The 23,596-nt window shown below is 43.4% G+C and carries 19 protein-coding genes, 1 other RNA gene and 1 pseudogene; 10 read left to right on the forward strand and 11 right to left on the reverse strand.

Annotation, left to right across the window (positions count from 1 at the left end; all coding sequences use genetic code 11):
* Positions 1-139 precede the first annotated feature (139 nt).
* The 3 genes from yiaY to K0H61_RS12295 all read left to right on the forward strand — a co-directional run bounded on the left by yiaY (position 140) and on the right by K0H61_RS12295 (position 2,722).
* Positions 140-1,288, forward strand: a complete 1,149-nt coding sequence (gene yiaY / locus K0H61_RS12285; RefSeq protein WP_220049611.1) for an L-threonine dehydrogenase — start codon at positions 140-142, stop codon at positions 1,286-1,288.
* Between the two features lie 663 nt (positions 1,289-1,951).
* Positions 1,952-2,317: a cytoplasmic protein gene (locus tag K0H61_RS12290; RefSeq protein ID WP_220049612.1), complete on the forward strand. Its 366-nt coding sequence runs from the start codon at positions 1,952-1,954 to the stop codon at positions 2,315-2,317.
* Between the two features lie 201 nt (positions 2,318-2,518).
* Positions 2,519-2,722 (forward strand): hypothetical protein, encoded by a 204-nt coding sequence (locus K0H61_RS12295; RefSeq protein WP_220049613.1) that lies wholly within the window; start codon positions 2,519-2,521, stop codon positions 2,720-2,722.
* Between the two features lie 60 nt (positions 2,723-2,782).
* Here the strand turns inward: K0H61_RS12295 and K0H61_RS12300 are convergent, their stop codons facing one another.
* The 7 genes and pseudogenes from K0H61_RS12300 to K0H61_RS12330 form a co-directional block, all read right to left on the reverse strand.
* A complete protein-coding gene (locus K0H61_RS12300) occupies positions 2,783-3,151 on the reverse strand; it encodes an acyl-CoA thioesterase (protein WP_220049614.1) in 369 nt (122 codons plus the stop codon).
* A gap of 397 nt (positions 3,152-3,548) precedes the next feature.
* On the reverse strand, positions 3,549-4,871 hold the full coding sequence (gene aceA / locus K0H61_RS12305; RefSeq protein WP_220049616.1) for an isocitrate lyase: 1,323 nt from the start codon (positions 4,869-4,871) through the stop codon (positions 3,549-3,551).
* A gap of 149 nt (positions 4,872-5,020) precedes the next feature.
* A complete protein-coding gene (aceB, locus tag K0H61_RS12310; protein ID WP_220049617.1) occupies positions 5,021-6,667 on the reverse strand; it encodes a malate synthase A in 1,647 nt (548 codons plus the stop codon).
* A 968-nt stretch (positions 6,668-7,635) separates the two neighbouring features.
* A pseudogene (locus K0H61_RS12315) lies at positions 7,636-9,406 on the reverse strand (monovalent cation:proton antiporter-2 (CPA2) family protein).
* 204 nt (positions 9,407-9,610) lie between these two features.
* On the reverse strand, positions 9,611-11,377 hold the full coding sequence (locus K0H61_RS12320; RefSeq protein ID WP_220052696.1) for a tetratricopeptide repeat-containing diguanylate cyclase: 1,767 nt from the start codon (positions 11,375-11,377) through the stop codon (positions 9,611-9,613).
* A 48-nt stretch (positions 11,378-11,425) separates the two neighbouring features.
* Positions 11,426-11,641 (reverse strand): hypothetical protein, encoded by a 216-nt coding sequence (locus tag K0H61_RS12325; RefSeq protein WP_220049619.1) that lies wholly within the window; start codon positions 11,639-11,641, stop codon positions 11,426-11,428.
* Positions 11,642-11,698: 57 nt separating this feature from the next.
* The gene (locus K0H61_RS12330) at positions 11,699-12,490 is read right to left on the reverse strand and encodes an SAM-dependent methyltransferase (RefSeq protein ID WP_220049621.1); all 792 of its coding nucleotides are present in this window, start codon (positions 12,488-12,490) and stop codon (positions 11,699-11,701) included.
* 374 nt (positions 12,491-12,864) lie between these two features.
* On the opposite strand from K0H61_RS12330, the gene K0H61_RS12335 reads away from it, so the two are divergent.
* Positions 12,865-13,356: an outer membrane protein assembly factor BamE gene (locus K0H61_RS12335; RefSeq protein WP_220049622.1), complete on the forward strand. Its 492-nt coding sequence runs from the start codon at positions 12,865-12,867 to the stop codon at positions 13,354-13,356.
* Between the two features lie 93 nt (positions 13,357-13,449).
* Here K0H61_RS12335 and K0H61_RS12340 read toward each other — a convergent pair whose 3' ends face one another.
* Positions 13,450-13,782, reverse strand: coding sequence for an RnfH family protein (locus K0H61_RS12340; protein ID WP_220049623.1), 333 nt, complete (start codon positions 13,780-13,782; stop codon positions 13,450-13,452).
* Positions 13,772-14,209 (reverse strand): type II toxin-antitoxin system RatA family toxin, encoded by a 438-nt coding sequence (locus tag K0H61_RS12345; protein WP_220049625.1) that lies wholly within the window; start codon positions 14,207-14,209, stop codon positions 13,772-13,774. The genes K0H61_RS12340 and K0H61_RS12345 overlap by 11 nt, the downstream gene beginning before the upstream one ends.
* A 267-nt stretch (positions 14,210-14,476) precedes the next feature.
* On the opposite strand from K0H61_RS12345, the gene smpB reads away from it, so the two are divergent.
* From smpB to K0H61_RS12360, 3 genes are all read left to right on the forward strand, one after another.
* Complete coding sequence (gene smpB / locus K0H61_RS12350; protein WP_220049626.1) at positions 14,477-14,968, forward strand: SsrA-binding protein SmpB; 492 nt, start codon at positions 14,477-14,479, stop codon at positions 14,966-14,968.
* Between the two features lie 72 nt (positions 14,969-15,040).
* Positions 15,041-15,395: a transfer-messenger RNA gene (gene ssrA, locus K0H61_RS12355) on the forward strand.
* Between the two features lie 199 nt (positions 15,396-15,594).
* On the forward strand, positions 15,595-16,815 hold the full coding sequence (locus K0H61_RS12360; RefSeq protein WP_220049628.1) for an integrase domain-containing protein: 1,221 nt from the start codon (positions 15,595-15,597) through the stop codon (positions 16,813-16,815).
* Positions 16,816-16,838: 23 nt separating this feature from the next.
* On the opposite strand, the gene K0H61_RS12365 is transcribed toward K0H61_RS12360, so the two are convergent.
* Both K0H61_RS12365 and K0H61_RS12370 read right to left on the reverse strand, forming a co-directional pair.
* The gene (locus K0H61_RS12365; protein WP_220049630.1) at positions 16,839-16,994 is read right to left on the reverse strand and encodes a hypothetical protein; all 156 of its coding nucleotides are present in this window, start codon (positions 16,992-16,994) and stop codon (positions 16,839-16,841) included.
* A 95-nt stretch (positions 16,995-17,089) separates the two neighbouring features.
* Entirely contained in the window at positions 17,090-18,010 is a 921-nt protein-coding gene (locus K0H61_RS12370) for a viperin family antiviral radical SAM protein (protein ID WP_220049631.1), read from the reverse strand.
* Between the two features lie 172 nt (positions 18,011-18,182).
* On the opposite strand from K0H61_RS12370, the gene K0H61_RS12375 reads away from it, so the two are divergent.
* The 3 genes from K0H61_RS12375 to K0H61_RS12385 all read left to right on the forward strand — a co-directional run bounded on the left by K0H61_RS12375 (position 18,183) and on the right by K0H61_RS12385 (position 23,596).
* Complete coding sequence (locus tag K0H61_RS12375; RefSeq protein WP_220049633.1) at positions 18,183-20,909, forward strand: ankyrin repeat domain-containing protein; 2,727 nt, start codon at positions 18,183-18,185, stop codon at positions 20,907-20,909.
* Between the two features lie 88 nt (positions 20,910-20,997).
* Positions 20,998-21,567, forward strand: a complete 570-nt coding sequence (locus K0H61_RS12380; RefSeq protein WP_220049635.1) for a hypothetical protein — start codon at positions 20,998-21,000, stop codon at positions 21,565-21,567.
* A gap of 7 nt (positions 21,568-21,574) precedes the next feature.
* The gene (locus K0H61_RS12385; protein WP_220049636.1) at positions 21,575-23,596 is read left to right on the forward strand and encodes a DNA phosphorothioation-associated putative methyltransferase; all 2,022 of its coding nucleotides are present in this window, start codon (positions 21,575-21,577) and stop codon (positions 23,594-23,596) included.

Here is a 23,596-nt window from a genome sequence, read left to right on the forward strand (position 1 = left end):
GTTATCTAGTTCCAATTTCTGCAGACATTATCAGCAAAAATTGGCCAATCCCGATCGAAGTCACAACTGGCCTACCCCTAAATTGGTAATTTAATTTCAAACGCAACAGATTTCATTTACAAGCAAAGAGGTGGACCTTATGGCTGCTAAATTTTTTATCCCTTCAGTAAACGTACTCGGCCAAGGCGCAGTGGACGATGCGATTGGCGATATCAAAACCTTAGGCTTTAAACACGCGTTAATTGTGACCGATAAGCCCTTAGTGAATATCGGTTTAGTGGGTGAGATTGCTGAAAAATTGGGGAGTCAAGGCATTGTTTCTACAGTATTTGACGGGGTACAACCTAATCCAACCGTAGGCAATGTTGAGGCGGGCCTTGCAATACTTAAAGCAAAGGGCTGTGACTTTGTAATTTCATTGGGCGGCGGCTCTCCGCACGATTGCGCCAAAGGGATTGCACTGGTTGCCACTAACGGCGGCAGCATCAAAGATTATGAAGGGCTAGATCAATCCGCCCGCCCTCAATTACCCTTAGTAGCCATTAACACTACTGCAGGCACTGCCAGTGAGATGACTCGATTCTGCATCATCACAGATGAAGCGCGCCATATTAAAATGGCTATTGTCGATAAGCACACAACCCCCATTTTATCGGTGAACGATCCAGAGCTTATGCTGAAAAAACCTGCAAGCTTAACCGCTGCAACGGGGATGGATGCACTCACCCACGCGATTGAAGCCTATGTCTCTATAGCGGCAAACCCCATCACAGATGCCTGCGCCATCAAAGCGATAGAGCTTATCCAAGCTAACCTTGCTGATGCAGTCAACCATGGCGACAATCTTGCCGCCCGTGAGCAAATGGCCTACGCCCAGTTTTTAGCGGGGATGGCATTTAACAACGCAAGCCTTGGCTACGTGCATGCCATGGCGCACCAATTAGGTGGGTTCTACGATTTGCCCCACGGTGTATGTAATGCCCTATTACTGCCGCACGTACAAGAGTACAACGCTAACGTTGTGCCACATCGTTTAAAGGATATCGCCAAAGCCATGGGAGTTGATGTCGTTAATTTATCCGATGAGCAAGGTGCTGCTGCAGCAATCAACGCCATCAAAGCCCTGTCGGTTTCGGTCAATATTCCTGAAAATCTGACTCTACTTGGGGTGAAGGAGGAAGATATTCCAACACTTGCTGAAAATGCGCTCAAGGATGCTTGCGGTCTAACTAACCCGAAACAAGCCACCCATGAAGAGATTTGTCAAATCTTCACTAATGCACTGTAACGCTTAGATTTAGTTCGGTGCGAGTCATACTTAAGGCTCAATCAAGTTGACTGATTGGGCCTTTTAAAATATTTGTACTCGAAATCATCACTATGATGACACCATCCCAGAGAAAATAATGTAGGAAAGACAAGCTCATACATTCCACTGACTCGTCGGCAATAATTCCCCTCAAAATCTATGCCTCCCAAGGTATCCGAAATAACACAAAAACGTGATCTTTATTGGTTACAGCTCTGAATTAATACGTTAGACTGAACCCAGTTCGCTTTTTCCCTGCAAAAGATGAAGCCAGCTGAGAGGCCCGTTCTTAAGGAATGGGCCTCTGTCCATCTACCCCATATTTATCTGTTTCTTCCTTTATTCTTGTATCCCTATGCGTTAGTCCAAAAATAGAGAAGCTTACCTGCAATCATTGCTGATTTATTAAGCAGTAATTAAGCGAATTCGAATTTGAATCCTAAACTGAGAGATAGCACAAAGTTATTAGGCAAAGACTCATGTTACAAAAGGGTCAGCGCAGTCATTAACTGATTCATTTGGATGATAATTTGCAATCATACACTGAAGGTTAACTTGATGTTTTACCAACTAATTAATGATTGACCGAAATAAAAAATGATGCCTATGATGGCAGTAACATCCGCAACAGGTAGGTAAGCTATGACAGCAATTACTCATGTATATAACTACACAGTTAGATGTCCCCACTACAAAGATCCCGAGCATCCCGTCAGTTGGTTAAACCACATTGAATTAAATCAATCCTGTGAAATTGCCCTCAACCGTATCACTAAATGGCATGAGCTATCTGGCTCAAAATCTTTTGAAACCAATAAATTCGTTGTTCGCAAGGCTGATAATGAACAGGCTTATTTCTCGATGCAGAGCGATAGGCTTAAAAACGATGGACATGCATTAGTTACCTTTAAGATTTTCCTCGATACCTGCTGTGACGATGCTGCCCCCGAAGAAATTATGCAACACCTCATTCAGGATTATCAGCAGCGTCTCGCCAAACTAGATTAGCCCAATTTAACCCAAATAAGTGAAATGACCCGATTCAGGGTGATGAAGCATCACATCTTCAAACGCCAGTGCATTGCCACTGGCGTTTTCTATTCAATGTGTGAAAGCCCGATTTCAATTGTTGAACAGATGTCCCAACTTAAGAACTTTGATATTGCGATGCAAGGCTGCAATAAGCAGTGTTAATCAGGGTTCATTCCGATGCTAAAAACCGTTGTCGTGATGTTAGCTATAGTGCTCGGAACTTCTGCAAGCGCCGATTTAAAAGATGCTGGCCGTGCCATTGGCACTACTACAAAGGATGTCACTAAGGCCATTGGACATGCTGCTTGTGATACAACCAAGGCAATTGGGCATGCCTCCTGCGATGCGGTGACGTCAGTAAAAGAAGCGTTATGTGAATAACCAGTGACGCCTCGGCATCACCGGCTTTTGAGCTTGCACTTAGATTCACGCAATCCTAACTTAGGCAGCATTAGCTCTCATACCATGGGGCACAGGTAGCCCCTGGGCATTCACGTTCACAAACACCATCTTATCGATACTTACCACTGGGGCTTGTGTCATTTTATTGCGCACTTGGCAACTGACCGTAATTGAGCTGTGACCTAGGCTCACTAATTCCAAGCCAAATTCAAGCACATCTCCCTGGCGAGCAGGGGTCATAAAATTGATTTCAGAGATAAGCTTAGTGACATGACTGCTGCTCTTCATCTGGCAGGCGGCAAAGATTGCGGCCTCTTCGTCGATCCAACTCAGCAGCTGGCCGCCAAACAGGGTATTTGCAGGATTTAAATGTTCAGGTTTGACTAAACGACGACTGTAATATTTCATGGCGGTGACCTCAATGTGAATGCCAACGGACAGCTTCAATGCATTAATACTTGCACTTTCCATAGAGCATTAATCAGGCCATCTTTAAAATTCATTCAATAACAACAAGATATAAATATCACTGATTCGATGTGTTGAACTTTTGCACCATTTAGATTCAGCGCTGCACCATAAAATCCGCAAATAGATTATTCCCATCATCCCCAGACCTAAGGCAAAAAAATGGCGACTCTAGGAGTCGCCAAGCACAGGCAAGCAAAATTGCTAAATATGGTTAAGTCACAAGGGCTGACTTAAAAACCGTGCAGCTAATGTAGGAAAACTGCACGGGGAACGACAGCTGCATAGCAGCAAACACAAGACTTACAATTACAACATCTTACTGTTAATAAGATTCTTAAAACTGCTCTTCTTCAGTCGAGCCTGTCAGAGCGGTTACGGAAGAATGACCGCCTTGGATAACCGTGGTCACTTGGTCAAAGTAACCTGTACCCACTTCCTGTTGGTGCGCCACAAAGGTATAACCTTTCTTCGCTGCTGCAAACTCTACTTCTTGAACTTTCTCAACATAATGCTTCATGCCTTCACCACGAGCGTAGTCGTAAGCCAAGTCAAACATGTTGTACCACATGTTATGGATACCGGCTAACGTGATGAACTGGTACTTGTAGCCCATGTCTGACAGCTCTTGTTGGAAGCGTGCAATCGTCGCGTCGTCCAAATTTTTCTTCCAGTTGAAGGAAGGTGAGCAGTTATAGGCCAGCAATTGATCTGGGTACTGGGCATGGATAGCCTCGGCGAAACGGCGAGCCTCTTCTAAATCTGGTTTAGCCGTTTCACACCAAATTAAATCAGCATAAGGTGCATAAGCCAGACCGCGGGAAATCGCTTGGTCCAGACCGGCTTTCACGCGGTAGAAACCTTCACTGGTGCGCTCGCCGGTCACAAAATCGCGATCGTATGGGTCGCAATCAGAGGTCAGTAAGTCTGCAGCGTTAGCATCGGTACGAGCAATAACCAGGGTTTGTACACCGCTCACGTCTGCAGCAAGGCGCGCTGCAACCAGTTTTTGTACCGCTTCTTGGGTCGGTACTAAAACCTTACCACCCATGTGACCACATTTTTTCACTGACGCTAATTGGTCTTCGAAGTGAACACCAGCAGCGCCCGCATCGATCATCGACTTCATCAGCTCATATGCATTCAATACGCCACCGAAACCCGCTTCCGCATCGGCAATGATTGGCAGGAAGTAATCAACAAATTTTTCATCTTCAGGATTTACACCGTTACTCCATTGGATTTGATCAGCACGGCGAAATGAATTGTTGATACGTGATACGACAGCTGGTACCGAGTTCGCTGGGTATAAAGATTGGTCTGGGTACATGGTGCCCGCAAGGTTAGCGTCGGCCGCTACCTGCCAACCTGACAGATAAATGGCTTCGATACCGGCTTTGGCCTGTTGTACCGCTTGGCCGCCAGTCAATGCGCCTAATGAGTTAACGTAACCCTTTTTAGCCCCACCGTTAACCAACTCCCACAATTTAGCTGCACCACGTGAAGCGATAGTATTTTCTGGCACGATAGAACCGCGCAGCGCCACAACCTCTTCAGCCGTGTATGGACGACGCACGTTTTTCCAACGTGGATTTTCTGCCCAATCTTTCTTTAACGCGTCAATTTGTGCCTGACGTGAAGTCTGTGTTGCCTTAGTCATAGTGCTCTCCTTTGTGGGTTTGCGTAGCATGAATGCCCCCCGGGTTCATGCAATGCTTGGATTGAGTAAACAATCAGTTTTGTGGTACTTAGACACTGAATGCTAAGCACCGATTCATCATGAAAACGTTACGGGTAAAACTGTCCTACTTAAGCCGTCAGCATCTCGTAACCGGGTAAGGTTAAGAAATCGACCAGCTCATCGGAGGTAGTGATGTCCTCTAACAACACCGCCGCCTGGGTAAACTTGCCGTGGGTGAATCTGTCACTGCCCACTTCTTTTTTCACGTTAGCGAGTTCCTCAACCAACATGTCCTTGAACAGTTGCTTAGTGACTAACTTACCGTTCGATAGGGATTTTCCGTGTTGGATCCATTGCCAAATAGAGGCTCTGGAGATTTCAGCGGTCGCCGCATCCTCCATCAATCCATAAATCGGCACGCAACCATTACCGCTGATCCACGCTTCGAGGTATTGCAGTGCGATACGGATATTCAGACGCATCCCTTGCTCAGTACGCTCACCATCGCAGGTTTGTAACAATTCAGAGGCTAAAATCGGCGCATCAACATCACGGGTAATATGCAGTTGATTGCTATGCCCCTGACCTATGTATTCGTTAAAAATGGCCATCGCAGTATCGGCAAGACCTGGGTGTGCTACCCAAGTACCGTCGTGGCCATTGCGGGCTTCGAGCTCTTTATCCTTACGAACGCGCTGCAGCACCAATTCGTTTTGCGCGGGATCCTTGGCTGGAATAAAGGCTGCCATGCCGCCCATCGCCAGTGCGCCGCGCTTATGACAGGTTTTAATTAGTAAACGTGAATAGGCGCTTAAGAAAGGCGTATCCATAGTTACCGCTTGGCGATCCGGCAGAACACGGTCACTATGGCGTTTTAATGTTTTGATATAACTGAAGATATAGTCCCAACGACCACAGTTCAGTGCGACGATGTTTGAACGTAATTCATAGAGAATTTCATCCATTTCAAACACCGCGGGTAAGGTTTCAATCAAGCAGGTACATTTAATCGTGCCAGCTTGCAGGCAGAATCTTTCTTCCACATAAGCAAAGACTTTTGCCCACCAGCGTGCTTCAACATGGCTTTCAAGTTTAGGAATATAGAAGTATGGACCGCTGCCCTTAGCAAGTAGCTGGCGGTAGTTGTGGTAGAAATACAGGGCGAAATCAAACAGTGCGCCAGGAATTGCTTGGCCGTTAAATTCCACATGTTTTTCTTTAAGATGCAGACCACGAACGCGGCAGATTAATACCGCTGGATTTGGCTCAAGCTTATAGTGTTTACCGGTTTCAAGCGCGGTGTATTCGATATCACCACGCACCGCATCACGCAGATTGATTTGGCCTTCTACCACCTTTTGCCAACTTGGCGCGAGGGAATCTTCAAAGTCAGCCATAAAAACTTTGGCATTGGCGTTTAAGGCGTTGATCACCATTTTTCGCTCAACGGGACCCGTGATTTCAACGCGGCGATCTTGAAGATCGGCGGGAATGCCTCGGATTTGCCACGCGCCATCACGAATAGCGCGTGTCTCGGGTAAAAAGTCTGGTAAAGCCCCTTTATCGATACGCGCTTGCTTTTCCTTACGCTTGGCAAGTAATGCTGGGACTTCTCCTCCAAAGTCGCGGCAAAGTGACTCGAGTAATGCAATTGCACCTTCAGTAAAGATAACTTCTTGGCCTGCGATATGTTCACCGACGATAGTTAAGCTTTGGGTATTATCCTGCCCCTTCGCTGACTGTAATTGCTGTTCACTATATGTATGTTGCGTCATCTTACGCCCTCCCCAAAAGGCTCTTCCATTTTGCGACTTGCCACCATTGGCGAATACGACTCACCAATCGAACAAATATCATCCGCAAAACATTCAAATGTTCGTTTAGAACCAAAACTTACAGGCAAACATTTGTATTTGCAACTATCCAAAAGTGCCATAAAACCTGCAAAAATTGACCAAATCACACTTTACAATTGGTATGACCAAGCCGAAAATACAAGTATAAATTACTGATTATAAATAAATTATTTAATTTAAAAATTATAATTACTTTTTCAGCATGAAATTTGTCTGACAACTTTACCAATCAGATATCGATGTAATTTATTACGTAATTTAATTACCTAAATATTTTAAATGTTTACATTTATTTATACATACTCCACTTTAGTAGTATTCACCATATGTTTTGAACTCACGCAAGGGGAAAGTACAAAAAATTAATAAAAACAGCAATTTAACAAATTAACAACAAGCAATAAATTCAAACAACCGTTTAAACCTTACCTTTACGTAAACATACGGCAACATCGATAAAATGAATACCAGTAATCAAGTCGTGTTTCTCGATCAACAAGCACAATTGACTTGGTTAACTCGCAAAAAAATTACTTTTTTATAAAAAAAATGAAACATTATCTTTGGTGGGATAAAAATAGTGGAAATTTGCGGCCGCTCAGTGAAAAAGGATGAATAGAAAAGGTACTGTCTGACGAAGTATTCATTGTCTATGGAGCTTGAATATCAAGTAATAACGTGGGGATGGATGATGTTAGAGCCAATATTTCGGTCAATTCCATTGCAGAGATGGCGTATTAAGACAACTACACCAAATTAGGTTGTCATCGAACATTGCTCTGTAACGCCATATAATCGATTAGGGAAAAGTAATGAATTCAATTAAGAGAGCAACTCATAACTAAAAACGCCATTCGCTGTAATATCAGTGCTCCCCAAATAATGGCTTAGTTGACATTTTCCCGATCGCCACGCATTAGCGATTCGAGCTCGGCCTTCCCCTTAGTTGATATATCCAAGAGTTTAGCTAAGTCGTCTTGATGTGCAGCTCCGGCAATCACTAGGTTCTTATCATGCTCGGCGAAGATTTTAACCCGTTCATTGGCCTGCACTTGCGATAAACCTAAGCCTTGGAGGACTTTCTCACTGGCCGATAATGCCGAACCGAAGGTTTCACGATACACATCGGTGACACCTAAACTCAGTAACCGATAGGCATGATTACGATCCCTTGCCCGAGCGACGATATGAATATGGGGAAAATAGGTCATCACTTGATGGGCAATTTCGAGCGAATCTTCGACGTTATCCACTGCAAGTAATAACAGCCTTGAACGGGCAATCCCCGCCGACATCAGCATATCTAGCCTGCGGGCATCGCCAAAATAGACTTCCCCCCCCGTATTTACGGATAACATCCACATGACTGGCGTCCTTATCCAAGGCGACGAATGGAATACCTGATGAAGCAAGAATACGACCCGTTATCTGCCCTACTCGCCCAAAACCCGCGATAATCACCTCAGAGTCAGTGGGATTGATGGTATCAGGTAATCGAGTTTCAACCACTTTAGACTTAGTTGAACGGAACAGGCTGAAGATCATCGGTGTAATTGCCATCGATAAGCCAATTGCAAGCACTAATACTTGCGCAATTCTAACGTCCACAATATTGGAAAGCTGAGCTTGGGATAACAACACAAAGGCAAACTCACCGCCCTCGGCGAGGATCAATCCTAGCGCAATACTTGGTCGCCAAGTGTGGTGGCGTAAACGCCCGAGGAAAATCAACATCAGCGTCTTAATCGCCAGCATGCCTAAAAGTGTAGCGACAATGAGTAAGGGCTCGGTTAAGAAGAGCTTAAGATCCATACTCATCCCAACCGCCATAAAGAATAAGCCTAACAGCAGCCCCTTAAAGGGCTCGATATCGGTTTCTAGCTGATGTCGATAGCTTGAGTTAGCAAGCATGATCCCCGCAAGGAAGGCGCCCATCCCCGCAGACAAACCGAGTATGGCCATAAGTTCAGCACTGCCCATCACGAGTAGCAAGGCAAATGCGGTTAGCACTTCGCGTACGCCACTACTGGCAACGATAGCTAATATCCGGGGCAGCAAGTACTTACCCACTAACACAAATCCGACTAACGCGGCGCAGGTCCAGTACCAAGGCACAGCATGGTGAGCAATTTGCGCCGAATGAGGGGCGAGGTAAGCAGTGAGTAACAGCATGGGGATAACGGCAAGGTCTTGCATCAACAGCACCCCAAAGGCATCGCGACCAAGGTGGGTTGTCAGCAATCGATGCTCACTCATCAGTTGTACAGCAAAGGCGGTTGAAGACAATGACAGGGCCGCACCAACAATTACCGCCGCTTCAATTGAAAGCCCTAAACTCCAAGCAATGCCACCAATCGCAAGCCATGAGAGCAGTAACTGACCGCTACCTAAACCAAAGATAGCGCTGCGCAGTTCCCACAATTTAGTGGGGTTGAGCTCAAGCCCCAACACAAACAGCATGAGTACGACACCCAGCTCGGCAAAATGTAATACAGCAGAAGGCTCAGAGACTAACGCCAGACCGCCGGGACCTAAAATAACCCCAGCCGCAAGATAAGAAAGAATAGGGCCTGCGCCGAAACGCTTCCCAAGTGGCACAAAAATCACTGCAGCTAACAGGAATAACAATACCGACGAGAGCATGCTTGAATCTTCCATGACACTCCAACAGGGTAAGAATGAAGACCAATAAGGTCTTAATCACTAATTAAGAGTGGACGTTTACAATGATACGCCAAGTCTGCCCTGTTGAACCGAACAATTATTGATCAAATTATGTTCGCACAACATATTGATAGACTTGACCTGTCTAGATAATCCTAAAAGTGCAAACCAGAATTGATAGTGCCCATGGAAAGCGAATTAGAGTGCTTTAGTCGACTCGACCGCGGGCTGATTAACTAACGGCTTATTGATGTTAGTAGCGCGTTTACTTGAAACCATAGTCTCGGCATAACAACATACGGTATTACGGCCGCTTGATTTAGCGGCATAAAGAGCCATGTCCGCACGGTGTAAGAGAGGATCAAGACTCAAATCATCTTGCTTTAAACCACTTACACCAAAACTGGCGGTGATATTAAATTGATGTCCCGATAGATGGGTATCGATTGCAGCGATTTTAGTTCGGCATAATTCTGCAACCTCTCTCCCCTTTTCGACATTGGCGTAGGGTAAAAATATCGCAAATTCCTCACCACCAATGCGGGCAAGTACATCGCCATTACGGATGCAGGATTTAAGAGATTCAGCTACTTTCTTTAAGGCCCAATCACCAGTGCCATGCCCAAAGGAATCATTGATTTGTTTGAAATAATCAAGATCGAATAGGATCACGCAAAAATCACCACCACGAGCAGCCACTTGCACAAACAAGTTTTCGCCGAGATCTTGGCCTGCGCCACGATTGAGCACCCCAGTGAGCGCATCTATTTTAGCCATACGCATAAACTTACGTTTTTGTAAGGTGCCCACCACCAACAATATCCCCAAGAAGAATATGCCACCAACCAAAATCGTAATGAACATCAGCATGTTGGTGTATTCACGTTCTTTAACTGTTTGCTGGGCGATATAAAGTTCACGCTCTTTATTAAGCAGATTTATTTCGCGTATTTGCTCATCGGCGTTAAATTTGGCCGACTGATACGCCAAGTTTTTAATTTTAGCCTCATCGAGGATCTGCTGATTATAACCCTGCTCTTTATTCGAATATTCATAGGCTTGCTGATAATCATTTCGCTGAGCGGACAATTGTGCCATGACGCGCGTAGCCTTGTATTTATGCTCTGTGGTACTAGGCTCATCCGCTAACCCCATCACAAACTGGGCATGCTCATTCGCCTTTTGCAAATCTTTAATACCGAGGTAGGCCTCCGCAAGGAGGGCATGCACACTGTTAATCTCAAGCTGATATTTGAACAGTTCGTATTTTTTGAGGGCATCCAAAAGATAGGGAATAGCCTCTGAAGGTTGCATTAGTTTCAGTTTAGATTCACCCATGCCCTTTAAGGCAATATTTGCAACCAAAGGTACTTCTACTGAATCACAATAAGTTCTTGTGGATTGAAACTCATCAAAGGCAATAGCAAAATTTTTAAACTCTAAGCTATGCACTGCCAGATATAACTTAGCAAAGCAAATATCTTTGGTGTCCTTTTCGGTGGCAAGTGAAAGCGCTTTTGAAGCATAAATTCCCACATCCTCTGTCGCCCCCATCGCAATATATAGACCGGCAATACGGATATAAGATGTGCGTTTAAAATTCACGTTTTCAATGCGTTCAATAAGCGCCAAACTTTTTGCCAGTGCATCGAAGGCATCCTTGAAATTGCGCTGGGCAACATTCGCTGTGGCAAGATAGTTATATGCAGAAAACAGCAAATCCACATCATGCACTAAGAGTTCAACACGTCTTAAAGTTTCAATTGCTTCTTGATACTTACCATTAAAAGTCAGTGACGCCCCTTTAAAAATCAAGAAACGTCCCTGTTGCTGGTGCGTCATATGCTCAAAATCGGCTTCTAACACTGGAAGCTTAGCCGCCACAGCAGATAAATCTGTGTACTGTAATTTTGCAATTTCATTCAGCGCGACATCATAATCCACGGTCGCGGCAACTAAGGGCATACAAAAGATACCCAACACCACACCTATTAACGCGCTGAATCGCTTCAATTACTCACCATTTCCTTGATAGATAATTAGATAGGACTGATAGTTTTCTTCGCCGCTGAGTGCTTTGAGTTTTTCCATGTCGCCCGCCATCACCGCACTAATCTCTTCATCATTTAACCCGTGGGCACGCATTACGGATTCTGGATCTTGTTTATAGGCATCCATTAATTGTGCATCTTGACCTAACTGAGTAAAAAAATCTGATAAATTAGACATGTATTCTCCCTATTATTGATAAATTTTTAATTTTAGGTCGCAAAATTACGCGGTGACTTATCCTAAATCCTCAGGGCGAATACCTAGCTTAGCTAAAATAGCATAGTTGTATTCCAGTTTCATTGCAGGTGGAATAATCAAAGTACTAATGGGACTTAGATTAGCCTCGGGCAACAAAGATAGCGGTAAACGCTCAATTCGTGGATTTTGGATAGGTAAATTTGCCGCCTCATAGATAATGACTTCATGTGCTAGTGGATACCACTCATTTAATTGGGCGACCAACACTTGTAATCTGTCACTGCTGGTATGGAAATGTGTCAATGTATGCTCGCCAGCTATGGCGATTTGCCACAGTAATAAATATGCAGTGGGATCCGGTGCGTGCTTAAAAAACATAAATTGGCTGGCCTCGAAACTCTGATGACCAAAGCTGCCAGGATCTATCCCTAAATCCGCCCACAAACAAGCTTCTGCTGAAATCCCAGGCTCCATCTTGGCAGCAAACCCTTCTGCGCGCGCCCTCTCTATGGCCATATGTGCAACGCAGGCAAAAACACCTGGGTGACCATAAAGCGCACAAACCGTATTTTTACCTGCTCGTACTGACGTTAAAATTGCATTCACCATCTCGTCATAGGTATCGCGGCGATTCTTAAACTCCCCCTGCTGAGCATAAAATTGCTGCAAATTCACAACGCTTGGGTTAATAGATTTAAGCCACTGTTGTGCGAAAACGTCTGGCAAGAGTGAAAATACTATATCGGCATGTTCAATATAACTGCGACTGAGCACACTCACCTGACCAGCCAGTTGCAATCCAGTACCAACACAGATTAAAGACCCCATCCCACCTCCGCCCATTATTTACTCGCCAAATACCAAGCTTGGGCGCACCTCAGCCTTTGTTGGCTGAAAAACCGATTTAATTAAAGTTGTTACCGCAATAACTCTACCGATAATTTTACAAAAACTCTACACACATACATCATCTTAGCCGCTAATTCACAATTAAATACATTCAAAAGCTTACAATTTAGTAACATTGAAATTACCAGAAAGTTTTAAAATAAATATCTTGTTCGAAGCTGAACTAAATCATTGGTTCTTGGTCGAAAACTCACACAATTTGAACTAGGACGCGTGCAAAACCCAATTACCCTTGTCAGCAGGGGGAATGCTTGGGTATGATGGCCGCCAGATTTTCAGAAGTAGCGCATACAATGATTAATAAAAAGCAAAGTATTACCCTGCTGAGCGCTTTTGCGCTCTCTGTCTCGCTCAGTGCCTGTAGCATGTTCGATTGGCTTATCTATAAGCCCGATATTCCACAAGGTAACTATATGGAGCAACAACAGGTTGAAAAGCTACGTATCGACATGACCAAGGAGCAGGCCGAGTATATTTTGGGTCGCCCCGTTCTTCGAGACAGTTTTGCCGACGATACTTGGTATTATGTTTACCATTATAAAAGTGGCCGTGATGCCAGCATCACCCACAAAGAACTGATCCTGCATTTTACCGGTAACAAACTAAGCTTAGTTAAAGGCGATTACGATTTAAGCCCTGAGTTTAATACGCCACTTGAACAGAGTAAGTTACCGATGGTGAATACAAAGGAATCGGCACCATTGGTACCTGCCGAGCGCCCTGATGAAAAGCCATTAGTGAAAGAAAATGATCCGGAAGCTCAGGTCCAAAAACCGATAAAGTAGTTTGACCTCTTTTGAGCAGTAAAAAAGCGCCCTAAGGCGCTTTTTTTGAATTTCAAAACATATTTTACAGCTAAATTGAGTGCCAAGTTGACGTTAAACTCTGCCGCCTGTCACCTTGTTAGCGCGTCCTTCATCCTTTGCCTTATCGGCGCGGCGACGGCGAACATCCTTAGGATCGGCAATCAAGGGACGATAAATTTCAACTCGTTGCCCTGGTAATATGACTTGGTCATGCTTCACGAGATTGCTAAAAACCCCTAGTTTGACCGTGTCTAAATCAATCTCAGGAAAAAAGCTTACCATATTACTCTGGCGAACAATCTCAATCGCACTAGTGCCCGGATGCACACTCACAGAGATGACTTTTTGTTGTGTTGGCAATGCATAAATGACATCGACCACAAATTTATCTGCTTCATTTACCACTGTAAATTACCTTAGCGCGGCTCGTAAATGCCGTCACCATTGAAACCATAAGATCGTTGAACACTTTGCCAAATGCCATATCGACTAATGAACTAGAAAATTCGAAGTTCAAATCGAATTCAACTTTACAGGCATCTTCAGTTAATTCGGTAAATCGCCATTGTCCAAGCAAGTGCTTGAACGGCCCGTTTTCAAGTTGTAAATCAATGCGCTTACCAGGCACAACTTGGTTGCGAGTCGTGAAGGTCTTACGTATCCCAGCCTTACTCACATCTACCGACGCCACCATGGTTTTGCCATCAAACTCGAGTACTTTACCGCCGACACAACCGGGTAAAAACTCTTTGTATGATTCAACATCATTAACTAAATCATACATTTGTATCGCACTAAATCGGACTAACACACTGCGAGAAATTTGTGGCATCGCTTTTGGCACTCTTAATCAAAATAATCACGCGATTGAAAGCGAACTCCGCGCGCCCTAACAAACGAGGGAAGCTAACAAAATTGATTGGGATTCTACCACGATACACAAAAAACGCATCCCTTACTCAACCGCTCATCTAAGCCAATGAATTTATGCCTTATTGAGCACAAAAAACCACCAACAATATGCCTAGGGCTTGAATTCAGTCAAATAAACCCTTATATCCATTTCAAATTGATTCACCGTGCGTATAATGGCGCCACTATGGTAAAGAAAAACTCGAAAAAAGCCGCGCCTGCGACAATCGCACGCAATAAGCGCGCAACCTTCGAATATCGATTCGAAGAGAAAATGGAAGCAGGCCTGTCCCTCATGGGATGGGAGGTAAAGTCTATCCGTATGGGCAAAGTCAACCTGTCGGATTGTTATGTTTTTATCAAAAATGGCGAAGCCTTTATGCACGGCTGTACCATTATTCCACTTAATACCGCGTCAACTCATGTGGTGTGTGACCCAATCCGACTCAAGAAATTACTCCTAAGCCGTAAAGAGTTAGACAAATTAGCCGGACTTGTGGAACGCCAAGGCTACTCGATTATCCCTATCTCAATGTACTGGCGTAAGGGGGCTTGGGTGAAAGTGGAAATCGGCCTAGGTAAAGGTAAAAAAGACCATGATAAGCGTGAAGATACCAAAGCGCGCGAGTGGGAAGTTGAAAAAGCCCGCGTAATGAAAAAGGAAAAAACGCGCGGATAATGAACAAACGATTGAACTTGCAGCAAATGATACTAGGTTATCTTAATGCTACGGGTTACAATCAAATTTCTTGGGGGCGATTCTGGATTCGACAGGATTCACGAAACCCTGGGAGCATGCCGAGGGGCGGTTGGCCTCGTAAAAAGCCGCAAAGTTATAGTTGCAAACGACGATAACTACGCTCTAGCCGCTTAATGCCGCTAGCCATCTACCACACGCTTTGCACATGGGCAGTGGATTTGATGGTCATCTTACATCGTGCTAGCGAGGGAACCCTGTCCGGGGGTGAACCGCGAAACAGTACCGGACTCACCGTGTGGGATCCTGTCTTTCGGAGTTCAGACGGTTAAACAATAGAAAGACTAAGCATGTAGCGCCTTGGATGTAGGTTTTCTGGACGCGGGTTCAAGTCCCGCCGCCTCCACCAAATGTAAGGATTAAGACGTCTCAGGACGTCTTTTTTCTTATCTAAAAACAATAAAATCAATGACTTATAGTATCAAAAGGTCTTGGGGCGTCTCACTAAAGCTCAGAGCAATGGTATTTCAACTGGTATGCCAAGGATTTTTAGCCTATCTTTGGTATACCAAGGTAGAAATCCCCCATATTGAGCGATTGAGAGACTTATGGCCACCAGCACAACTCGTTTAACTGACACTCAAATCAAAAACCAAAAGCCAGGCCCAAAAGATATTGTTCTCTCAGATGGTGATGGCCTTCAGCTAAGGGTTCGTGCTAATGGTTCCAAACTCTGGAACTTCAACTATTACCATCCAACAACTAAGAAACGCGTCAATATTGGGATTGGCCCCTATCCAGAAATATCTCTGGCTAAAGCTCGAAAAGCGGTCACAGAGTATAGAGAGCTTGTTGCTAGTGGGATAGACCCAAAAGACAAACGCGAACAAGAATCATTCAAAAATAAACAAGAGGTACTCTACACCCTTAAAAATGTAGCAATTGAGTGGTTAGAGGTAAAAAGAGATGAAGTGACAGAGGATCACTGTCGAAAAATTTGGCAATCATTAGAGAGATATGTATTTCCTGATTTTGGTGAGACACCTCTAATCAAAATCACAGCTCCAAATGTTATCACTCTATTCCGCCCTATCGAGGCTAAGGGCAGCTTAGAAACAGTAAAACGACTCAACCAGCGACTGAATGAGATCATGAATTATGGTGTTAACTGTGGATATATCGCAGCAAACCCATTAGTGGGCATTCGTGCTGCATTTAAAAAGCCTAAAAAAGAACATATGGCCACGCTAAGCCCAGAGGAGCTACCTGATTTAATGCGAGCCCTTTCACAAGCTTCGATTAAGCGTGTAACTCGATGTCTGATTGAGTGGCAGTTGCACACTATGACTCGCCCCTCTGAAGCAGCAACAGCACGTTGGGCAGAACTAGATCTAGAAAAGCTGATCTGGACTATTCCAGCTGAAAAAATGAAAAATAAACTAGAACATTTGATCCCGATTACGCCACAAATGCTTGGAGTACTAGCAGCAGTAAGGCCCATCAGCGGCCATAGAGAATACATATTTCCTGCCGACAGGGAACCCAAAACTCACTGTAATACTCAAACGGCTAATATGGCGCTCAAGCGTATGGGATTTCATGGAAAGTTAGTAAGCCATGGGCTTCGTTCATTAGCGAGTACCACTCTAAACGAACAGGGCTACAATTCTGACTGGATAGAATCAGCATTATCTCACGTAGGCGCTAACGAGGTACGTACAGCATATAACCGTGCTACATATCTGGAACTTAGGCGCCCAATGATGTGCTGGTGGAGCGAGCATATTGAAAAATCTGCCGAGGGGAACCTATCGTTAGGGAGCCAATAACATCCCCCTAGCCAGAAAATCCCTTAAAGAGCAGAGGCTATATTTTTAGTCTCTGCTCTACGCAGTACATTATGCAAACCAAACATTGTCCAATGATATTCGCCTAATATCTCTTTGTAGCTGTCTAAACGCATTACAATCGCTGGGGGATTTAGAAACAGTAATTTTGGTTCTGCCATCTGAACTCACTAAACGGCCATGTTTTTTCTTTGAGTAATAAATCCATCCATTCTTAACTAGCTCTCTTATACATTGGTTAAGATCCTTGTTAGAACTATACTTCATACTTAACCCTCTGATTAAGAGCCAAATATCTATTCTCGAATCGCTGGGAATTAAAAGTTAATTGTCTAAAGGCCTGTTCAACACCAACCTCTAGTATTGAAGCGCTGTACTGATATCCAATGCCGTCAGGTACATTCTGATAGAAACGACCATAAGGATCTATCATGATGTATGACTCTCGCATATCGGTACCGTTTTCAGGATACATAATGGAGCTCAAGGCTTTGTGTCGTGAAATAAATTGACAAAACTGCGCATCAGTAATCGTTAACTTGTCATCCACAACAGGAAGCATTTTCAGCACTTTCCATTTGGCTGGTGATAAATCCGTTATCAAATCGGTCAAATCTTCATGGTAATTCAACGAGCTTACGACCGTATTAATTTTTAGCTGCAAACGTGGATAAGCCTTCTTTGTTTCAATCAATTGTTCGCAAATTTGACTGACATCCATAGGGCTACCTAAACGACTTTTTCTACCAATAAGATTGTTAGTTTGGTCACATGCAGAATCGATACTAACGCCAAGGGTGGTTAAAAAAGGCAGTAATCTTTTAAATGCAGAACGACCCAAGCGAGAGCCATTCGTTATCAAAGATACATCCATGCCTAACGAAGATGCTTGACTTGCGCTATCAGGAAGCCATTTGTCATAAATGAGCGGCTCCCCGCCCGCAAAGTTCAAGCGAACTCGAGACCATGAAAGTTGCGGCATTAATGGGGTATTTGGGTTATCGGGCCGGAAAAATGCGTACAACTCATCGAGCAACCGTGTCCTAGAGTGAGGCTCGATAATAATGTTCTTTCTGTAATCACTGTCACTCCACTTTGCATAGCAGTACTGACATTCATAGTTACACAGTTCAGTTAAATGCCAATTTATAACCAGCTGATTATTATTTGATTTCATGTTACAACTCCTAAAATAGTTTAGAGTTATAATCATGCAAAAGCCCCATTCCAAACGGTATGAATAGAGCTGTCCCCCCCTGATTATTGGGGGGGGGGACAGCTCTATTCAGTGTTCATGCCGAGGAAATAGTGAAAATGGAATTTCGATATTAAGTTAAGGATTATCCACTATGAGTAAAGTCCCTTCGTTGCAATCAATTTTACTGAACGTCCACCAAATTTTTGCTTGTAAATGGCCAGGCAATAGTGAGTTGAAAAACAAATTTTTTAGCGGTGACTGTAGTCTAGAAAAGCTAATGAGCCTTAATCTACAACTCTGTAAGGATATCTTTGACGCCACAGAAATGGATAACCAAGCAAGGGACGACGCCTTGGCCAATATCCTTGAATTTAGCTCAGGGCTAACTGAGCTATATAGCAACCTATGGACGTTCAAGGCGAGCTCTAGGCAAGTTGTTTGGATGTTGCTCACCCATCATTTTATTCCTGGATTAGCTCGGTATATGGCGAATTGGCAACTTGAAGAACGATGGGATCGCGGTATGCCGGGGGGAAAATTTTGGTATCTACCAGAAAGACGAAGCTCTGAAACTCAAACTAAAATTGTAATGCCAGTCTCTCAGGTCATCGAATGGCTAATCGATTTGATTGGAACATCTATCGAAACACTCGCTGATACACGCAGTGAAGCGACAGATGGTGTTCATGACGCGCTAAGACGCTCCCTCTATAAGTGGATGAATGATACTTTGCCAGAGGCAAGTACAATACGAAAATACTTTAATGATGATGTGGTACTGCCGTTTAGCGGAGCTTTTACGCTTAGAGAAAATCAGTCACTAAATGAAGCATTTCAATCAGCATTAACATTTGTTTGTGAGAAAGACCTAACGCCAGAGAACTTGAGATTTGAAATACCAATGACTGAACAGGGTCGTTTAGAGGAAGTTTTCGAAGGCAATATTAGTGATGACGAAAAACTATGCTTCATCAATTGCATAGTCGAGAGATACTCCAAGCCGTCAATGCAAACGATACGTCAACGACTTCTTGTAGCCAGGGCTGCGCAAGAAGGCTACATCAAGTTACTCAACTTTCTTTGCCCCGAAGTAGACAGATTGTGCGCTGATCCAGCTAAAAATAAATTACTCCAAGCGAGCGCTATTTACGAAATGATATTCAACGCTACGATCGAGGCATCTAAACAGAAAAAACACCTTGGTTTAGATGCTGAAAACGAGCACTTTGAAAGCCTCATACCAATCCCTTACCGTCCAATGCTAGTGTCAATTCTACCATCAATGAAAACGAATGGTGTTAAAGCGCTAGCGTCTGATTTAACTCGACAATTTTGGCTAATGTCGCCTGAATCGTCCTTGCAAGATGTTTTTGCGCTACTTCCTGAACAATTGGAACCAATTTTAATACAAACCAAGGATACAATTAACAACGAGTTAGTTATTGATCGTTCCATCAATAATCTACTGTCCAGAATCACAACATCTTCGCCTTGGCGCGCCTTACAAAAAGAATCGAGCTTTTGGGTAGTAAGCCAAGTAGCACAGCATTCATTACTAACTCCTGACGCAAAATCCGCCGCTTGTGCGCGTTTAAAAGAGTTAGCAGCCACTCCAGATCAACTCGTTTTAGCTTTTTGCATTGAGCTTGAAAGTTTGATCGGTCGACCTGAACTAAAGCTCACTAAATCAACAAAAGCGCAAGTAGAAGAACTTTTATCTCAAATCGATGAAACTGCGCACAGCGGGATGTCAAATCCAGTTATTCTCAGATCAAGAGGCTTTCACGCACTCTACTCTAATGACTTTAAAAGTGCTGAGGGATATTTTCGTCAAGCCATTGATGAATGTGAACAAGGACTATATGGCTCCCTTAAAGGCACTTTAGCTAAAGATGCACTTTGTGTTGCAGTGGCCTGCAACAAAGTAAATCCCAATAACCATCAAAAATATTTCAGATTGATGTTACTCGAAGGAATTATTAAATCTCGCACTATTCCTGATATTGAAGATATAGCAATTGATTGCTCCGAGCTATTTTGGGGAACTTTGTACAAAACATACCCGCAGTATCCCAAACAGAACCACAAAGATATAGACCTATTTGAACAATCGACCAAAATCATTTTCAGCCAAGATGAAAACTTACTCGCTAACTGGTTAATAAAAAATCGAGTACGTCTTGAAAAATCTATGGCTGATGTCAGAGGTGACACACTGCTACTCACATGGATAAAAATGAGAAATGACTGGATTAACCGCTTGTCAATTAGAAAGCCTCATATTCCGCATGAGCTAAAAGACGATATGAACCGCTTAGAACAGCAGTTATCTTTTTGGCATAACAGCATTTGTATTATCATCAAGACCATACCAAAGTCTGTCAACGTAACAGACTTTAAAGGCCAGTCGCCTCTGATGTTAGCTGCTCAAACTGGCGATACTTTATTGGTTAATACACTACTTGCCAATGGTGCAGCCCCTGATTTACAAGATTTTAAAGGTCGAACAGCTCTTCATGCGGCGATAAAATCAGGAAATTTAGACATCATAAAAGCAATATTAGAAAGACAGCACAATCTTGATCTTACAACTTACGATGGAATGACAGCTCTTCATACTGCCTGCTGGAGAGGAAATCTTGAAGCTGTAAAACTTTTAACTACAGCTAATCCGATGCTGGTCTGGACAAGATATCAAGGAGCACCAACTCCATTAGAGTTGGTTGAAAAGCTCTTAAACAATACTGCATTTTTTGAAAGTTATAATATAGGAGTACAGAAAGAAGGATATGCTCCGCTATCAAAAGCGAAACTGAAAGAAGTATATTCAACTCTCGAATTGGTTGAATATTCGACAGAGTTAAAAACTACACACTGATGCTATACTTTTCATGCTCTAATTTCATTCTTTACAAAAATGAAATTAGAGCATAATTAAAGTTCAGTAACCATTTGAATTTTATAAAATGACCAATCAAGAGCTAGTCGAAAAACTTGATAAGTACTGTAGTCATCACTATCGATTCAGGGATTTGTTCCACTGTGGAGAAACATGGCTTTACTCACAATGTGACAACCTTCCATCCCAACCACAAAGTTGGACTGCTTACTCTCAGATCGCTACTGAGATTCTAGACCCCCTCACAGAGCAATTTGGGGAAATTCATCTTTCCTTCGGTTTCTGCGGTAAGCAACTTCGTAATCTTATCCTCAAAAAAGATCGCCCCAGAATAGCCCCAAATCTAGATCAACATGCAGCTTATGAACTAAATCAAAGCGGTGGACTTATTTGTCCTCGTGGTGGTGCAGCTATCGATTTGAAGGTTATCAATACATCATCTCAGATACTAGCTATCTGGGCCGCAAGCAACTTACCATTTGATAGACTCTATTATTACGGAAGTGATCGACCGCTCCATATCAGTATTGGACCGCAGAATAATCGACAGATCATTTGGTTAAAAAATTTTGGGAATAGACTTATTCCTAGGCAGATTACCTTGGAAAATCTGACCAATTTAGCTAATAACGGATGAGGTAAGTATGCTATCGGCAACAGAGTTCCAGCGGGATGTAGAAGCTTTATCTATTGGTAAAAAATTACCAGAAGCAGTTTACCTTCATCGAGATACTCTGGAAGCAAGTAACCCACGTCTCTTTAATTTCGCAAAAGCTGTCTCACAGGCCCTAAAAGTTGAAGATGAGCATTGGAATATCGTAAAGCTCTCCAGACGCCAATTTGGATTATCCCTTCTCCATTATCCAACTTTTTTCTCTGAGGCTTACCCAGGTTTAGTTAAAAGTATCAGTGTCGATTTAACAAAATTGACCCATAAGATCGTGAACTACACTGACTCTGATAATCCCCCTATATTGCACCGAAAAGAGTTATTTATTCTGCCAGAACATCCCCAGTTCAACACATTTAGAACAATTACGATTGAAGGTGAAACAGCAGGTTTATATGAAAATACTCACTTAATCGGTTTTAAAGCTTCATGGGAAGCTCACATTACTAAGCACGGATATGTACTAGTTGATGGCAGACTCTTCAGAGCATCAATGCTGCAGGATAATGAATCGCTCTCAATTGACCGTCATAAAACGGCATTAGTACGCCATTCTTTATCGGCGCCAATGAAGTTTCTAGCTAAGCATGGATTCCTCAGTGGCAACTATTCAGTATTCGATTACGGCTGTGGCCGTGGAGATGATCTACGAGAATTACAATGCCATGGTTTAGATGCACTTGGTTGGGATCCTAACCATTTTCCCGAAGGAGACAAATCACCAGCAGATATAGTTAACCTTGGCTTTGTACTAAACGTAATAGAAGATAAACACGAACGACTAGAAGCATTGCTAGAGGCTTGGGAATTAACTCAGCGTCTCATGGTTGTAAGTGTTATGTTGGCGAATGATGAGTTTATCGCTCAATTTACACCTTTCAGGGATGGGGTAATCACCAGCCGCAACACCTTCCAAAAGTACTATCAGCAAGCAGAAATTAAGTCCTTTATTGAACGCACATTGGATGAAAGTGCAATCGCGGTTGCACCTGGGATTTTCTACATTTTTAAAGACAAGGTTGAAGAACAACAATTTTTATCCCGGCGCTATCGCAGAGATAAACAGTGGAAGCAATTAACTAGGCCAACACAAGGTGATAAAGCACGTCTTTTAGTTGCCAAACACCAAGCGCTATTTACTGCATTTTGGCAAACGGTACTCGACCTCGGTAGACTGCCCCAAATGGATGAGTTTGAACAACTAACCGACCTTAAAACCATCGTAGGCACGCCAGCCAAGGCACTTAGAATTTTGCTAGAGATAGAAGGCAGAGAAGAATACAACCAAGCTGTAGAGCAACACACCCAAGACCTACTGCTGTTCTTTGCGATGGCCCAATTTGAAAAACGCAAACCCTATACACGGCTACCCGAAAATATAAAGCGGGATATCAAAGTGTTTTTTGGTGAGCCTCAAACAGCACTAACACAGGCATCCGAGCTCTTATTTAGCATTGCCAATACTGCAGCGATTGAACAAGCCTGTAATGAAGCTCATAAACTCTTACCCGCCTCATTACTGAATCCCAAGCACTCGCTAATCCTGCACAAAAAATTTATCACATCCCTACCACTACTCCTCAGAGTTTATGTCGGTGCAGGGCTACAGCTCTATGGTGAATTAGACGACATAGATTTGATCAAAATCCATATCACCTCGGGCAAGCTCACGCTCACAGGTTATGATGATTTTGAAAAAGCAGTTCCCTTTCTGAGGGAACGCGTGAAGATAAAAATGGCCGAGCAGGAAATCGACTTTTTTGACTACATCAATGAAGCAAAGCGACCGCCTTTGTTGAACCGCTCGCTATATCTCCACCAAGACAGCGATCATTTTCATAAGCAGCAAAGCTTCGATAAACGTTTAGCAAAACTATTTGGAACTACTGACACCGAAGAAATCTTAATGAGCAGAGCTAAGTTTGAACAAGCACTTAGCGAAACATCTAAGCGTATTCAGGGGTTTCAAATCGTAAACGTAAATGTATCTCACTAA

This window comes from Shewanella acanthi (assembly GCF_019457475.1).
Lineage (GTDB): Bacteria > Pseudomonadota > Gammaproteobacteria > Enterobacterales > Shewanellaceae > Shewanella > Shewanella acanthi.

What these genes read in the sequence shown, in the direction of transcription:
- K0H61_RS12370 (WP_220049631.1), bottom strand. Translation starts at nt 18,010, where the DNA reads ATGAAATCAAATAATAATCAGCTGGTTATAAATTGGCATTTAACTGAA.
- yiaY (WP_220049611.1), top strand. Translation starts at nt 140, where the DNA reads ATGGCTGCTAAATTTTTTATCCCTTCAGTAAACGTACTCGGCCAAGGC.
- K0H61_RS12320 (WP_220052696.1), bottom strand. Translation starts at nt 11,377, where the DNA reads ATGCCCTTAGTTGCCGCGACCGTGGATTATGATGTCGCGCTGAATGAA.
- K0H61_RS12300 (WP_220049614.1), bottom strand. Translation starts at nt 3,151, where the DNA reads ATGAAATATTACAGTCGTCGTTTAGTCAAACCTGAACATTTAAATCCT.
- K0H61_RS12365 (WP_220049630.1), bottom strand. Translation starts at nt 16,994, where the DNA reads ATGGCAGAACCAAAATTACTGTTTCTAAATCCCCCAGCGATTGTAATG.
- K0H61_RS12380 (WP_220049635.1), top strand. Translation starts at nt 20,998, where the DNA reads ATGACCAATCAAGAGCTAGTCGAAAAACTTGATAAGTACTGTAGTCAT.
- K0H61_RS12335 (WP_220049622.1), top strand. Translation starts at nt 12,865, where the DNA reads ATGATTAATAAAAAGCAAAGTATTACCCTGCTGAGCGCTTTTGCGCTC.
- K0H61_RS12345 (WP_220049625.1), bottom strand. Translation starts at nt 14,209, where the DNA reads ATGCCACAAATTTCTCGCAGTGTGTTAGTCCGATTTAGTGCGATACAA.
- aceB (WP_220049617.1), bottom strand. Translation starts at nt 6,667, where the DNA reads ATGACGCAACATACATATAGTGAACAGCAATTACAGTCAGCGAAGGGG.
- K0H61_RS12290 (WP_220049612.1), top strand. Translation starts at nt 1,952, where the DNA reads ATGACAGCAATTACTCATGTATATAACTACACAGTTAGATGTCCCCAC.
- aceA (WP_220049616.1), bottom strand. Translation starts at nt 4,871, where the DNA reads ATGACTAAGGCAACACAGACTTCACGTCAGGCACAAATTGACGCGTTA.
- K0H61_RS12330 (WP_220049621.1), bottom strand. Translation starts at nt 12,490, where the DNA reads ATGGGGTCTTTAATCTGTGTTGGTACTGGATTGCAACTGGCTGGTCAG.
- K0H61_RS12325 (WP_220049619.1), bottom strand. Translation starts at nt 11,641, where the DNA reads ATGTCTAATTTATCAGATTTTTTTACTCAGTTAGGTCAAGATGCACAA.
- K0H61_RS12360 (WP_220049628.1), top strand. Translation starts at nt 15,595, where the DNA reads ATGGCCACCAGCACAACTCGTTTAACTGACACTCAAATCAAAAACCAA.
- K0H61_RS12375 (WP_220049633.1), top strand. Translation starts at nt 18,183, where the DNA reads ATGAGTAAAGTCCCTTCGTTGCAATCAATTTTACTGAACGTCCACCAA.
- smpB (WP_220049626.1), top strand. Translation starts at nt 14,477, where the DNA reads ATGGTAAAGAAAAACTCGAAAAAAGCCGCGCCTGCGACAATCGCACGC.
- K0H61_RS12295 (WP_220049613.1), top strand. Translation starts at nt 2,519, where the DNA reads ATGCTAAAAACCGTTGTCGTGATGTTAGCTATAGTGCTCGGAACTTCT.
- K0H61_RS12385 (WP_220049636.1), top strand. Translation starts at nt 21,575, where the DNA reads ATGCTATCGGCAACAGAGTTCCAGCGGGATGTAGAAGCTTTATCTATT.